At 68.2% G+C, this 14,631-nt stretch carries 11 protein-coding genes and 1 pseudogene; 6 read left to right on the top strand and 6 right to left on the bottom strand.

The window, feature by feature from the left end; all coding sequences use genetic code 11:
* Window positions 1-22 precede the first annotated feature (22 nt).
* From WJ35_RS27555 to WJ35_RS27545, 3 genes are all read right to left on the bottom strand, one after another.
* A complete protein-coding gene (locus WJ35_RS27555; protein WP_069240451.1) occupies window positions 23-724 on the bottom strand; it encodes an MBL fold metallo-hydrolase in 702 nt (233 codons plus the stop codon).
* A 148-nt stretch (window positions 725-872) separates the two neighbouring features.
* Window positions 873-1,634, bottom strand: coding sequence for an ABC transporter permease (locus WJ35_RS27550; protein WP_069240450.1), 762 nt, complete (start codon window positions 1,632-1,634; stop codon window positions 873-875).
* The gene (locus tag WJ35_RS27545) at window positions 1,631-2,584 is read right to left on the bottom strand and encodes an ABC transporter ATP-binding protein (protein ID WP_069240449.1); all 954 of its coding nucleotides are present in this window, start codon (window positions 2,582-2,584) and stop codon (window positions 1,631-1,633) included. Before WJ35_RS27545 ends, WJ35_RS27550 begins: the two co-directional genes overlap by 4 nt.
* Before the next feature lie 854 nt (window positions 2,585-3,438).
* On the opposite strand from WJ35_RS27545, the gene WJ35_RS27540 reads away from it, so the two are divergent.
* The 5 genes from WJ35_RS27540 to WJ35_RS27520 all read left to right on the top strand — a co-directional run bounded on the left by WJ35_RS27540 (window position 3,439) and on the right by WJ35_RS27520 (window position 9,241).
* Window positions 3,439-5,049 (top strand): DUF2957 domain-containing protein, encoded by a 1,611-nt coding sequence (locus WJ35_RS27540; protein ID WP_069240448.1) that lies wholly within the window; start codon window positions 3,439-3,441, stop codon window positions 5,047-5,049.
* A gap of 71 nt (window positions 5,050-5,120) precedes the next feature.
* Complete coding sequence (locus tag WJ35_RS27535) at window positions 5,121-6,374, top strand: DUF2957 domain-containing protein (RefSeq protein ID WP_069240447.1); 1,254 nt, start codon at window positions 5,121-5,123, stop codon at window positions 6,372-6,374.
* 65 nt (window positions 6,375-6,439) lie between these two features.
* A complete protein-coding gene (locus WJ35_RS27530) occupies window positions 6,440-7,264 on the top strand; it encodes an OmpW/AlkL family protein (protein ID WP_069240656.1) in 825 nt (274 codons plus the stop codon).
* A gap of 121 nt (window positions 7,265-7,385) precedes the next feature.
* Entirely contained in the window at window positions 7,386-7,889 is a 504-nt protein-coding gene (locus WJ35_RS27525; RefSeq protein WP_069240446.1) for an activator protein, read from the top strand.
* A gap of 230 nt (window positions 7,890-8,119) precedes the next feature.
* Window positions 8,120-9,241, top strand: a complete 1,122-nt coding sequence (locus tag WJ35_RS27520; RefSeq protein WP_011880785.1) for a hypothetical protein — start codon at window positions 8,120-8,122, stop codon at window positions 9,239-9,241.
* 60 nt (window positions 9,242-9,301) lie between these two features.
* On the opposite strand, the gene betA is transcribed toward WJ35_RS27520, so the two are convergent.
* From betA to betI, 3 genes and pseudogenes are all read right to left on the bottom strand, one after another.
* Window positions 9,302-11,002: a choline dehydrogenase gene (gene betA, locus WJ35_RS27515; protein WP_069240445.1), complete on the bottom strand. Its 1,701-nt coding sequence runs from the start codon at window positions 11,000-11,002 to the stop codon at window positions 9,302-9,304.
* Between the two features lie 22 nt (window positions 11,003-11,024).
* A complete protein-coding gene (gene betB, locus WJ35_RS27510; protein ID WP_069240444.1) occupies window positions 11,025-12,479 on the bottom strand; it encodes a betaine-aldehyde dehydrogenase in 1,455 nt (484 codons plus the stop codon).
* Between the two features lie 138 nt (window positions 12,480-12,617).
* Window positions 12,618-13,116: pseudogene (gene betI / locus WJ35_RS27505) on the bottom strand (transcriptional regulator BetI); the annotation flags it as partial.
* A 308-nt stretch (window positions 13,117-13,424) separates the two neighbouring features.
* Between betI and fdhA the strand changes: the two are divergent.
* The gene (gene fdhA / locus WJ35_RS27500; RefSeq protein ID WP_010089917.1) at window positions 13,425-14,621 is read left to right on the top strand and encodes a formaldehyde dehydrogenase, glutathione-independent; all 1,197 of its coding nucleotides are present in this window, start codon (window positions 13,425-13,427) and stop codon (window positions 14,619-14,621) included.
* The last annotated feature ends 10 nt before the right edge of the window (window positions 14,622-14,631 follow it).

Here is a 14,631-nt window from a genome sequence, read left to right as displayed (position 1 = left end):
CGTCGCCGCGCCGCGCTGTGCACTACGCGGCGGCAGCCTCGCAATGCGCGATAACGCCGGCGATCACGCGCTGAACGTCGCGCGTGATCGCCGGGCCGTGCATCGGCAGCACGATGTCGATATCGTGCGCCTGGACGCGGCGCAGCGCGCTCGCGAGATGCGCGAGCGACGGCAGGTAGTCGGCGCGGGCGATCGCGTCGAGGATCGCCGGCAGCGGATCGTCGGCGTCCTGCGTGCCGAAGCGCATCAGGATGTCCGACGACAGCAGCGCCTTGTACGCCGGCAGATAGACGACGAGCGCGTCCCACTGATGGACGTGCTTCGTGAACACCGGCACGACGTCGATGCCGGACAGCGTCGTCGGCTCGCCGTCCTGCAACGGTACGGCGTGCACGCCGAACACGTCGGCCAGCCCCCACGCGCACATCGGATGCGCGTAGGCGACGAGCGCCGGGTTGGCCGCGAGGAAGTCGGGCAACGCGCCCATCTCGTCGGCCTCGAAATGCGGGACGATCACGTTGCTGACCATCGACGGCGCAATGCCAACCGCGTCGAGCGCCGCGCTCAGTTGCGTGAAATTGGCGCGCGTGCCGGTTTCGACGCACAGCACGTCGCCGTGCGGCGAGCGTATGAAGAACTGGCTGAAGCCGAGGTCCAGCGTGTCGACGTAGGTGGTGGCGCGAAACAGGCCGTCGCGGACGGCGTCGATTCGGGAGGCGCTCATCGGGATCCTCGCGCAGGCAATGGGGCGGGAAGCGCGCCGCGCGCACCGCATCATGCTGCGATGCGGCAGGCGGCGCCGGTCGATCTCCGGCCCAGTCTAGCAGCGCAACTTCTCCCCGCGAACCGGGGCGATCCCGCGCCCGCGCGCGTCAGTTCTTCAGCTTGTAGCCGGTGCGGAAGATCCACGCGACGATCGCGAGCAGCACGGCGAGGAACAGCGTGGTCGCGCCGAGGCTGATCCCGACGTGCACGTCCGCGAGCCCGTAGAACGACCAGCGGAAGCCGCTGATCAGGTAGACGATCGGGTTGAACAGCGTGACGATGCGCCACGCGGGCGGCAGCATGTCGACCGAGTAGAAGCTGCCGCCCAGGAACGTCAGCGGCGTGATGATCAGGAGCGGCACGAGCTGCAGCTTCTCGAAGCTGTCGGCCCAGATGCCGATCACGAAGCCGAACAGGCTGAACGTGATCGACGTCAGCACGAGAAACAGCACCATCCAGAACGGATGCAGGATGTGCAGCGGCACGAACAGGCCGGCGGTCGCGAGGATGATGAGGCCGAGCAGCATCGACTTCGACGCGGCCGCGCCGACGTAGGCGATCACGATCTCCCAGTACGACACCGGCGCCGACAGGATCTCGTAGATCGTCCCCGTGAAGCGCGGGAAGTAGATGCCGAACGACGCGTTCGAGATGCTCTGCGACAGCAGCGACAGCATCACGAGGCCCGGCACGATGAACGACCCGTAGCCGATGCCGTTCACGTCGCTGATGCGCGAGCCGATCGCGGAGCCGAACACGACGAAGTAGAGCGACGTCGAGATCACCGGCGCGATGATGCTCTGCATCAGCGTGCGCCGCGTGCGGGCCATTTCTGCGCGGTAGATCGCGCGGATTGCTTGGAAATTCATGCGAGGGTTGCCTCTCGTGAGCCGTTGCGGCGGTTGTCGATCAGACTGACGAAGATGTCCTCGAGCGAGCTCTGCGTCGTGTGCAGGTCGCGAAAGCCGATGCCGGCCGCGCCGAGCGCGTTGATCAGCGTCGCGATGCCCACGTCGTCGCGCTGCGAGTCGTAGGTGTAGACGAGCGCGCTGCCGGCGTCCGCGAGTTCGAGCCCGAACGACGCGAGCGCGGGCGGCAGCGCGGCGAGCGGCTGTTCGAGCTGCACGGTGAGCTGCTTCTTGCCGAGCTTGCGCATCAGCTCGTGCTTGTCTTCGACGAGCACGAGCTCGCCGCCCTGGATGATGCCGATCCGGTCGGCCATTTCCTCGGCTTCCTCGATGTAGTGCGTGGTCAGCACGATCGTCACGCCGCTTTCGCGCAGCGAATCGACGAGCTTCCACATGTCGCGGCGCAGCTCGACGTCGACGCCCGCGGTCGGCTCGTCGAGGAACAGGATGCGCGGCTCGTGCGACAGCGCCTTCGCGATCATCACGCGGCGCTTCATGCCGCCAGACAGCGTCATCAGCTTGTTGTCGCGCTTGTCCCACAGCGACAGCGCCTTCAGCGTCTTCTCGATGTGCGCGGGGTTCGGCGCCTTGCCGAACAGGCCGCGGCTGAACGACACGGTCGCCCACACGGTCTCGAACGCGTCGGTCGTCAGCTCCTGCGGCACGAGGCCGATCATCTCGCGGGCCGCGCGGTACGCGTCGCGGATGTCGTGGCCGCCGACCGTCACGCGGCCGTCGGTCGGCGTGACGATCCCGCAGATCGAGCCGATCAGCGTCGTCTTGCCGGCGCCGTTCGGGCCGAGCAGCGCGAAGATTTCGCCGGCGCGGATGTCGAGATTGACGTGCTTCAGGGCCTGGAACCCGGACGCATAGGTCTTGGACAGGTTCGAAACGGACAGGATCGGTTGCATGCTCACGGATGGCACGGCTGCTCGGGCCGACCCCGTGCGCCGCGCGAGCCCGGCGCCGCCGCTGCGACACGGCTGGCTGCGGGTGCGGCATGGCGAACGGGCGTCATGTCGAACGGCGTTGTGGTGCGGGATCGCAGGATCGCCATATTAGCAACCGGAAGATGGAAATGCATTTCGGCGCAAACGATATGCGATGCATGCACGGAATTCGCGCGAAATAGGCGCGCACTGCTCATCAATCAGGCGATTTATTTGAATCGGGTGAACAATGAGCGGTATTTTGCCGGAGCGTGCCGGGCCGGAGCGGTAAGCAGCACATGTACCGCCGAAGTATTTGTCTGAGCAAATAAATCGAAGGTCGTTTGAAAAATTGTGAAAGGCCCTGAGCGCGCTTGGATCGAGCCGTCTGGTTCGTTTGGAACTCTGCATCCATTTACTTGCGCGCAACGCCCGATCATAGTCTCGGCAAACGTCGCATCACGATAACGAATCCAGCGTACGTACGGAGACCAACCCATGAGACGCCTTTCCGAGGGCCCGGCCAAGCTGCCGTTCATCAGCTGTTCGCCTGACGCAGGCGCGACGCGAGTCGCCTGCCTGCGTTACCGCATCGCGTCGGCGCTGTAGCGACGCATCCCGATCCGTTTCGATTGTTCCGACGGCGCCGTGCCCGATGGCGGCGCTGCCGGCTTGCGCCTGCGTGTCGCCGCGACTCCGTGTTCGCTCGGACGAGCCGTGCGGCGCGCGCTGCGCGCATCGTCATGCGCCGCGCCCGATGTGCGCGGCGTGATACCAACCGGCGGGCCACGCAGCCCGACCGGACGAGACTCGTCGTACCTCAAAAGGAGGGGTTGATGCTTTGCATTCCTGAGTGGCGGAAAGCGATCCTGTCGTGTGCCGTGCTGGCGCTGCCGTTCGTCGCTGGCTGCGGCGGCGGTGACGACCCGGGGCCGATCAACGTGCCGCAGTGTTCGGGCAGCGCGTGCGGGCCGAGCGGCGCCGAAACGACGCCGCCCGTCGTCACGAAGCTTTGCCCGGACGCGCTCGACTACACGACGACCTACACCGGCGGCGCGGGCAGCGGCGAATACGTGAAGGTGCGCTTCGACACGACGAAGCAGACCTATCAGCTGCAGTTCATCGAATCGTCGGTGCCGACCTCGGCCGGGCAGATCAACAATACGCGCGCGGGCCTCACGATCAGCGGCGCGTTCCACCATCCGTCCAACCTGCCGACGGCCGAGCAGAACCGCTGCGCGTTCGTGCTCGACAGCGGCGCGACGAGCGACGGCGCGTATGCGGTGACGATCAACCGCGCCGATCCGCCGATGCTGTTCGTCGGCAACGGCGTCGTGGGCGGCGGCATTCCCGGCGCGACGATCGCGTTCTCCGGCATCGAGCTCTTTCCGGGCCTGACGCTCGGCATCGTGCCGTCGCGCACGTTCGACTTCTATCCGTTCATCGGCTTCAGCGAGACCGAAACCGACTTCTCGAAGGTCGCCGGCAACTACAACGAGCTCGGCATCCATCTGTCGCCGCTCGGCGGCAACGCGCAGAGCACGGCCGGCCCGGTCGGCTGGCAGCCGGACGTCGTGAACTGGAACCAGACGCTGAACGCGGACGGCTCGTGCACGATCACGGCCGGCAGCGACTACTCGTGCCAGACGACCGGCATGCCGTGGACGCTGCGCACGAACGCGGACGGTTCGCCAGACAACGTGTTCGTGAGCAATGCGGTGGCGAGCCAGTTCGGCACGCCGGTGTACCCGCTCGCGGGGCAGGGCGCGTCGCTCGTGATCGCACCGAGCCAGGCGAAGGGGATCATGATCGTCGGCAAGCTGAACGGCGTGCGCGTGCCGGTCGTGATCCGCGTCGGCTACAACCACGTCGATGCCGGCAATCTGCTTGCGTCCGTCGCGGACCCCGAGGTCGGCATCTCGATGCTTTCGTCGACGACCGCGATCGCCGCGAATTCGCTGAAGGGCGGCTTCATCGGCGCGACGAGCGCCGCCGCGTGCGGTGTCGTGACGTCGACCGGGCAGGCGAACGCGCTGGCGGTGGGCGGGCCGAGCCTGGACGTGAGCGTCCCGCACCCCGACCTGCCGGGCACGTTCATGAACGGCGCGTTCTATTCGGCGGCCGGCAGTTGCAACGACGGCACCGCCGTGTCGACGATGGCGGCGAACTACACGTCGACGCTGTTCCAGGGCGCGACGGCCGCGTTCATCAATCCGCAGACGTCGGGGGTGACGGGCCAGTTCGCGCTCGACTACGCCCAGGCGACGCCCGGCAAGATCAAGGTGACGGTGACGCGCGACTTCAATGCGACGAGCGCGAACGGCAACGTCGCGATCATCAGCAAGGGCGACACCGGCTGGGCGGTGAAGATCGGCAACGTCTACGCGATGGTCATGAACAACAGTCGGACGAACCCGTTCTTCACGGTCGGCGCATTCGTCCAGTAACGGCGCATCGAACACGGAACCCCGGCGGCGCACGCAGCGCCGCCGGCGAACAAAATTTCAAGAGGATTCCTATGAACGTGAAGCATTGGATGGTGGCGGCGTCGCTCGCGCCGCTGGTGGCCGCGTGCGGCGGCGACGGCGACCCGCCGGCCGTCAGCCCCGTGCGCCTGTGCCCGCAGCAGATCGACTACAACACCGCGTTCATCGGCGGCTCCGGCTCGGGCGAGCTCGTGAAGGTGCAGCTCGACACGGTGAAGATGACCTACCAGATCACGTACCTCGCGTCGCCGGTGCCCGCGACGTTGGGCACCGTGCAGCCGACGCGCGCCGTCGCGCCGTACAACGTGATGACCGGCACGCTGTCCGACGAGACCGGGCTGCCGACGCAGAAGCTGAACCAGTGCACGTTCCGCCTGAACAACGCGAGCCTCGATCCCGCGCGGCCGGCGCGCATGTTCCTCGGCGAGGGCGTGCTGGGCGGCGCGATTCCGGGCGCGGCGATCCAGTTCGACGGCGTGATCGGCGTCGGCCGGATTCCGAAGACGACGTTCCCGACCTACCCGTTCATCAGCTTCGCGCAGGTGGAGACGGACCTGTCGAAGATCGCGGGCACGTACAACCAGCTCGGCTATCACCAGGTGCCGTCGCAGAGCTTCACGCAGGTCGCGATCGACCAGTCGGTGACGATCAACGCCGACGGCAGCTACGTCGAGACCGACAACCTCGGCATGAAGAACGGCGGCGCGCCGCTCGCGTCGTCCGCGACGGTCAACCAGAACTTCACGCTGCGCGCGGACGTGCCGGCCTTCCAGTCGGTCAACTACCTGCCGCAGATTCCGGCGACGCTGGCCGCGGCGGACCCGGCGAAGGCCGGGCGCGCGAACCTGATCGTCGGCAAGCTGCGCAACCAGCTCGTGCCGATCCTGATCCGCACGGGGGCCGCGAACGCGGACCTGACGCAGGGCGCGCCGTCCGCCGACGACGAATCGGGCATTTCGATCCTGGGCCCGCGCAACGCGATCGCGCCGGGCTCGCAGAACGGCGAGTACACCGGCGTCGACAGCCGGCTCGACTATCGCGCGACCGCGCTCGTCGGCGCGCAGGCGACGCTGCTCGATCCGTTCAACGCATCGCAGGCGGCGCTCACGCGCGCGCTGAATCTCGACTACACGCAGCAGGTGCCGGGGGTGATCACGACGGTGCATGCGGATGCGGCGTCGGGGCCGCCGACCGGCAAGTTCGTGTTCACGGGCGGCGTGTTCGGGTTCCTCGACATGGCCGATGCAAGCAATCCGTACTTCACGGTCGGCGCGTTCGTGCAGTGATTGCGCGCAGCGACACGGCGGCGCCGCGCAGGTGCGCGGCGCCCGGACAGAACAGGGGAGACTTCATGAAGAAGGTGATTGCCGCGGGTGCCGTCGCATGCATGTCGACGCTCGCATCGGCGCAGCAGGCGGGCGACAACGTCGCGACGCTCGGCTGGCTGCACGTGATGCCGCAGGATTCGACCAACGGGCTGACGACCAATCTCGCCAACATGCCGATGAACGGGCCGCTGCGGCTGCCAAGCTCGTTCACGTCGCCGGGCACGAGCCTCACCGTCAACAACGCGGACACGGTCGGCCTGACGCTCACGCATTTCTTCACCGACCACATCGCGGTCACGTCGGTGCTCGGCGTGCCGCCGGAGTTCAAGCTGACGGGGCACGGCGAGATCCGGCCGTTCGGCCCGAGCGGCTCGCTCGGCAACGTCGATCTCGGCAAGGCCGCGAACCAGCCGGCCGTGAAGAACGCGCGGCAATGGAGCCCGGCCGTGATCCTGCAGTACTACTTCAACGCGCCGAACGCGCGCTTCAGGCCGTTCGTCGGGATCGGCGTGTCGTACAGCTGGTTCACGAACATCCAGCTGAACGGCAATTTCGCGCGCGACATCAACGAGAACCTCGGCAGCGTGCTCGCCGCGGGCGCGGGCAAGCCGGGGCCGACGTCGGTCGAGGCGAAGTCGTCGTCGTCGTTCACGCCGATCTACAACATCGGCGCGAGCTACGCGATCACCAACCGCTGGGCGCTGACCGCGACGCTGTCGTACATGCCGCTCAAGACGTACGCGACGACGACCATCAAGGCGGCCGACGGCTCGACGCTCGCGACCTCGCGCTCGAAGGTGAAGGCGGACCCGCTGATCACGTTCGTCGGCATCTCCTACAAGTTCTGAGCCGCACGGCGCGCCCGGCGCGCGCCGTGCGGCTTCCTGCGACGGGCCGGCCGTTCGCTTCGTCCGGGCCGTCGCGTTTCCGGCGGCATGCCGCCATTTGTGAAGAGAGGGGGCAGTTCAAATGAGCATTCGTCAAATCGCATCGCTTGTTGCTGCAGTGGCATTCACCGCGGCTGCGGCCGCGCCCGCATTCGCCGTCACCGTCACGCGCGCGGACGGCCAGGCGATGAACCCCAATGGCGAACCGTTCTCCGCATCGGGCATCACGGGCCTCAGCAAGGGCGGGATCAGCGCGAACTGCACGGCGACGTTCAACGGCACGATCACGTCGTCCGGCATCGTGACGATCACGTCGACGCAGTTCACGGGCGGCGGCACGTGCGGGCTCATCTCGGGCAGCGCGTCGAGCACGTCGCCGTGGACGGGGCAGGCGGACAGCGCGACGCAGCTGTCGGTGAACAACGCGAAGGTCACGGTGACGCTGCTCGGCACCTGCGGCCCGAGCAAGGTCGTGCTGGCGTGGAGCGATCCGAACTCGTCGCTGACGTTCAACAATGCGGTGCTGACGCCGGATTGCAAGGTGAACGGCACGTTGACGACGTCGCCGAAGTTCCACGTGCAATAAGCATCGCGCGATCGCGACCGCACGCCTGCCGGTTACGAGGGCCGTGAGAGGATGCGCGGCGGGCGTCGCGGTTTCGCGGGACGTGGGCGTGGCCGCTCGGATGAGCGCGAATCGACGCGGCGGCGAGGCAGGCGGTGCGGCTCATCGCACCGCCTGCGCTTGACGGGACCGCTCGACCGGCCCACTACATAACAACCATTCCGATTCGCCGGAACTCCTTCGGACCACCCATGCTCACCGACCCAGCGAAGTATGGCGATGCCCGCGGTGCGACGCCTGACCGGCTGCGCACGGCCGCGTGGCTGCAGTATCTGATCGAACGTCTACAGGTGCCGGCCGGTGCCGAGGCCGACGCGGCCGCTGCGGCCGCTGCTTCGTCGACGGACTCGCGCGATGCGCGCGTGCGCGCCGGCGCAGCGCTTTCCGATGAGGCGATCGCCGTCCTGCACGAGGTCGCGCCGTGGCTGGCGACGGATGGCGGCGGTTGCGCATGCGACGCGGGCGACGCGCTCGAAGCATGCGTGCACGTGCCCGACGCGCAGCAGTTGGCGCATGCGGAGCGTCGCTGCCCCGGTTCGCGCGTGGCGTTCGAAGCCGCTCACGGATTCGTCGCTGCGTGGACCTTCGACGATCCCGACGATGGCTGGGCCGCACTCGAGCGGATTGCCAGCGGCGTCGCCCTCGATGACGGCAGCGGCGAACGCGCACCGCATGAAGCCGAAGCAGACGGCGAAGCACCGCCTGCGAAGAACCCGAGAGAACGCCGCGTGGCGGTCGCCGCGGGCGGCATGGACGCGTCGGCCGGCCACGACGCGATCATCGACGCGCTCGTGCTGCGCGTGTGCGGGCCGCGCGACGCGGCGGCGCGCATCGACGAGATGGCCGCGCTCGCGACGTACTGCGCGGCACTCGCCGCAGGCACGCGGATGTCGCTGGCCGCATACGGCGGCCGGCACAATCTCGTCGCGCGCGCGATCCGCGAACGACGCGGCGATCTCGCCTCGGTGTCCGGCCTGCTCGCGGCGGTGTCGGTGTGCCGGCTCGAACGGCTCGTCGGCGCGGGCAGCTTCTGGGCGTATTACCTGCTGGCCGGCGTCGTGATCGCGGCGCCCGACACGGTGCGCGCATATGCGCGCCGCTTCTACGGCGACGCATGGCAGAGCTGGCTCGATCAGACGCTCGCATGGCCGGCGATCGGCCGCTTCGGGCCGAAAGAAGAGGTCGCGTTCGACCGCTTGCGCGGCGCGATGAGCCTGACGTCGCGTGCGAACCCGATCGTGCGCGCGAAACGCATACGGTCGCGAGCGACCGCGATCACGCGCTTCAATGCGGGCGGCAGCGACGCCCAATGAAAAACGGCTCGCGGCGAGAACGCCGCGAGCCGTGCACGCTGTCGTCGCGCGCGGACGCGCCTACGCCGTCTCCGGTTGCCGCACCGCTTTCGCGACATTGCGCGCCGGCGCACCGTTCGCGACGAAATACGGCACATCCACGCGCGCGAGCGCCTGCCGTCCGCGAATCCGGTCGGCGATCTTCTCCGCGATCATGATCGTCGGCGCGTTCAGGTTGCCGGTCGTGATGATCGGCATGATCGACGCATCGACCACGCGCAGCCCCTCGAGCCCGTGCACGCGGCCTTCGTTGTCGACCACCGCCATGTCGTCGTAGCCCATCTTGCACGAGCACGACGGATGGAACGCCGTTTCGGCGCGTGCACGCACGAACGTGTCGAGGTCCTTGTCGGTCTTCAGGTCCGCACCCGGGTTCAGCTCCTGGCCGCGGAAGCGGTCGAGCGCGGGCTGGCGCATGATCTCGCGCGTCGCGCGGATCGCGTCGCGGAACTCGCGCCAGTCGAGCGCTTCGGCCATGTAGTTGAACAGGATGCTCGGATGCTGGTTCGGATCGCGCGAGCGCAGCTTCACGCGGCCGCGGCTCGGCGAGCGCATCGAGCCGACGTGCGCCTGGAAGCCGTGCATCTCGATCGCGTTCGAGCCGTTGTAGTTGATCGCGACCGGCAGGAAGTGATACTGGATGTTCGGCCACGGATCGTCGTCGCGCGTGCGGATGAAGCCGCCCGCCTCGAAGTGGTTGCTCGCGCCGAGGCCGGTGCCGGTCAGCATCCATTCGAGGCCGATCTTCGGCTGGTTCCACCACTTGAGCGCCGGGTACAGCGACACGGGCTCCTTGCACGCGTACTGGATGTACATCTCCAGGTGGTCCTGCAGGTTCTGGCCGACGCCGGGCAGGTCGAGCACGACCGGGATGTCCAGCTCCTTCAGCCATGCGCCGGGGCCGACGCCCGAGCGCTGCAGCAGCTGCGGCGACGCGATCGCGCCGCTGCACACGAGCACTTCGCGGCGCGCATGCGCGGTCGCGCGCTCGCTGCCGCGCAGGTACGCGACGCCCGACGCGCGCTTGCCGTCGAACACAATCCGGTCGGCGAGCGCGTGCGTGACGATCTCGAGGTTCGGCCGCGCGCGGGCCTGGTCGAGATAGCCGCGCGCGGTGCTCGCGCGGCGGCCGCGCGGCGTCACGGTGCGGTCCATCGGGCCGAAGCCTTCCTGCTGGTAGCCGTTCAGGTCGTCGGTGCGCGGATAGCCGGCCTGCACGCCGGCCTCGACCATCGCCTCGAACAGCGGGTTCACGCCCGGCTTGCTGGTCGTGACCGACACGGGGCCGCTGCCGCCGTGATAGTCGTTCGGGCCGACGTCGCGGGTCTCCGCCTTCTTGAAGTACGGCAGGCAGTCGAGATACGTCCAGTTCTCGAGGCCCTGGTGCGTCGCCCAGTTGTCGTAGTCGAGCGCGTTGCCGCGGATGTAGCACATCCCGTTGATCAGCGACGAGCCGCCGAGCCCCTTGCCGCGCCCGCATTCCATCCGGCGGTTGTCCATGTGCGGCTCGGGGTCGGTCTCGTACGCCCAGTTGTAGCGGCGGCCCTGCAGCGGATAGGCGAGCGCCGCCGGCATCTGCGTGCGGAAGTCGAAGCGGTAGTCGGGGCCGCCGGCCTCGAGCAGCAGCACCGTGACGTCCGGATCTTCCGTCAGGCGCGTCGCGAGCACGTTGCCCGCGGAGCCCGCGCCGCAGATGATGTAGTCGTATTCGCGTGTCGTCATGACGGATCTCCTTTTTCGTGACTCAAAACACCGGGTTGTAGCGGCCGAGCTCGACCTGCACCGACTTGATCCGAGTGTAGTGCTCGAGCGTCGTGATGCCGTTCTCCCGTCCGACGCCGGATTGCTTGTAACCGCCAACCGGCATCTCGGCCGGCGATTCGCCCCACGTGTTGATCCAGCAGATGCCCGCTTCGAGGCGGTGGATCGTGCGGTGCGCGCGCGACAGGTTCTCGGTGACGACGCCGGCCGCGAGCCCGAAGTGCGTGTCGTTCGCGCGTGCGATCACTTCGTCCTCCGATGCGAATTCGAGGATGCTCATCACCGGCCCGAAGATTTCCTCGCGGACGATCTTCATGTCGTCGCGGCAGTCGCCGAACACGGTCGGCGCGACGTACTGGCCGTTCGCGAAGTGGCCGTCGGTCAAGCGCGCGCCGCCCGCGAGCAGCTTCGCGCCCTCGGCCTTGCCGCTCTCGATGAAGCCGAGCACCTTGTCGAGCTGCGCGGCGGACACGAGCGGGCCGAAGTTGGTGTCGGCATCGGTCGGCTTGCCGACGCGGATGCGCTTCACGCGTTCGAGCACGCGCTCGGTGAATGCATCCTTGACCGAGCGGTGCACGAACACGCGCGTGCCGTTCGTGCAGACCTGGCCCGAGCTGAAGAAGTTGGCGGTCACCGCGATGTCGGCGGCGCGGTCGAGGTCGGCGTCGTCGAACACGATCAGCGGCGACTTGCCGCCGAGCTCCATCGTCACTTCCTTCAGCGACGAGGCCCCTGCAAGCGACATCACCTTCTTGCCGGTCTCGACGCCGCCGGTGAACGACACCTTCGCGATGTCCGGATGGCCGGTGAGCAGCGCGCCGACCGAGCCGTCGCCCTGCACGACGTTGAACACGCCGGCCGGCACGCCGGCTTCCGTATAGATCTCCGCGAGCTTCAGCGCCGTCAGCGGCGTCACTTCGCTCGGCTTGAACACCATCGCGTTGCCGGCCGCGAGCGCGGGGGCCGTCTTCCAGCACGCGATCTGGATCGGGTAGTTCCACGCGCCGATGCCCGCGCACACGCCGAGCGGCTCGCGGCGCGTATAGACGAACGACTCGGCGCGCAGCGGCACCTGCAGCCCTTCGATCGCGGTCGCGAGGCCCGCGTAGTACTCGATCACGTCCGCGCCGGTGACGATGTCGACCGCGAGCGTCTCGGCGATCGGCTTGCCGGTGTCGCGCGTCTCGAGCGCGGCGAGCTCGTCGTTGCGCTCGCGCAGCAGCTCGACCGCGCGGCGCAGGATGCGCGAGCGCTGCATCGCGGTCATCGCCGCCCATTCGCGCTGGCCTTCGCGCGCGGACGCAACCGCGCGGTCGACGTCGGCGGCGCTCGCCTGCTGGACCTGCGCGAGCAGTTCGCCGGTGGCCGGATCGAAGGTGTCGAAAGTCTTGCCGCTGGTGGCGTCGACGTAGCCGCCGCCGATGTAGAGGCGCTGCAAACCGCGCGGCGCGGTAAACCGATTACGGACATGAGTATCTCCTTGGTGGGGCGACCGTGCGCCGCGTCACGCCGACGCGAGCAGCAGATCGATGTAGTCGTGGGCGAGCTTCAGCGCCGCCCGCGTGTCGAACGGGCCGCCGGCGAGCGCGCCGCGCAGCCACAGGCCGTCGATCAGCGCGGCGAGGCCGCTGGCGGCTTCCCGCGCCTTCGCGCGCGGCAGCGCTTTTCGCGAACTCCGCGCACAGGTTCGAGTAGAGGCGCCGCGTGTTGACGTGCTGCAGGCGCTTGAGCGTCGGCTCGTGCATGCTCTGCGACCAGAACGCGAGCCACGTCTTCATCACGGGCGCGCTGATCTGCGTGTCGTCGAAGTTCGCGGCGACGATCGCGCGCAGCCTTGCGCGCGGGTCCTTGCGCGCGGCCACGCGGCGGCGCGTGGTGGCCGACCACAGATCGCGCAGCACGTGCCGCATCGTCGCTTCGAGCAGGCCGTCCTTGTCGCCGAAGTAGTGGCTGACGATGCCGGTCGAGATGTTCGCGCGCTGCGCGACCGACGCGAGCGTCGTGCCGGGCAGGCCCGCTTCGTCGATCGAGCGCAGCGTCGCATCGATCAGCTGCGCGCGGCGGACTTCCCGCATTCCCACTTTCGGCATCGCGCACTCCTTCGCCCCGGACGGGCCGTTCGTGGAAGCCGAGAGCTTAGCGGTTTTTTATTGAACGTTCAATCAATAAAAAATCGGGTCCGACGATGTGCGGCGGCGACGCCGTGCGGCGGCGCGGCGCCGGCTCGGGCTTCGCGCGGCCGATGTCGGCACCGGTCAAACACCTGTCGCGTTTGAGACATCGGTGCCCCCGTGTCGGGGACTACTCTCGAACAGCACGTTGCGTGCGCGCCGCATCCGCCGGCGCGCGGCGGCGCCATCCAACGAGACATGGAGACAATGCGATGAGCAGCAATCGAGGAGTCGTATATCTTGGGCCGGGCCAGGTCGAGGTGCAGAAGATCGACTATCCGAAGATGGTCGATCCGAGCGGCCGCGCGATCGGCCACGGCGTGATCCTGAAGGTGGTCAGCACGAACATCTGCGGCTCGGATCAGCACATGGTGCGCGGCCGCACGACGGCGCCGGTCGGGCTCGTGCTCGGCCACGAGATCACCGGCGAGGTGGTCGAGGTCGGCCGCGACGTCGAGACGCTGAAGATCGGCGATCTCGTGTCGGTGCCGTTCAACGTCGCGTGCGGCCGCTGCGCGATGTGCAAGGAAACGCATACCGGCGTGTGCCTGAACGTGAACCCGTCGCGCGCGGGCGGCGCATACGGCTACGTCGACATGGGCGGCTGGATCGGCGGGCAGGCCGAGTACGTGCTTGTGCCGTACGCGGACTTCAACCTGCTGAAGTTCCCCGACCGCGACCAGGCAATGGCGAAGATCCGCGACCTCACGTGCCTGTCGGACATTCTGCCGACCGGCTATCACGGCGCGGTAAGCGCCGGCGTGAAGCCCGGCTCGACGGTCTACATCGCGGGTGCGGGCCCGGTCGGGATGGCGGCGGCCGCGTCGGCGCGCCTGCTCGGCGCGGCGGTCACGATCGTCGGCGACATGAACGCGGAGCGTCTCGCGCACGCGCGGGCGATGGGCTTCGAGACGGTCGACCTGTCGCTGGACGCGTCGCTCGGCGAGCAGATCGCGCAGATCCTCGGCAAGCCGGAGATCGATTGCGCGGTGGACTGCGTCGGCTTCGAGGCGCACGGCCACGGCTCGTCCGGCCACTCGGAGGAAGCGCCCGCGACGGTGCTGAACTCGCTGATGGAAATCACGCGGCCGGCGGGCGCGATCGGCATTCCGGGCCTGTACGTGACCGACGATCCGGGCGCGAAGGACAAGGCCGCGCAGCACGGCAGCCTGAGCATCCGCTTCGGGCTCGGCTGGGCGAAGTCGCATTCGTTCTTCACGGGGCAGACGCCGGTGCTGAAGTACAACCGCAACCTGATGCAGGCGATCCTGTTCGACCGGCTGCCGATCGCGCAGATCGTCAACGTCACGGTGATCTCGCTCGACCAGGCGCCGGAAGGCTACAAGAAGTTCGACGGCGGCGCGCCGCGCAAATTCGTCATCGACCCGCACGGGTTGCTGGCGGCCTGACGCGCGAACG

The organism is Burkholderia ubonensis (genome assembly GCF_001718695.1).
GTDB lineage: Bacteria > Pseudomonadota > Gammaproteobacteria > Burkholderiales > Burkholderiaceae > Burkholderia > Burkholderia ubonensis_B.
This window is presented reverse-complemented; position numbering and strand designations above follow the sequence as displayed.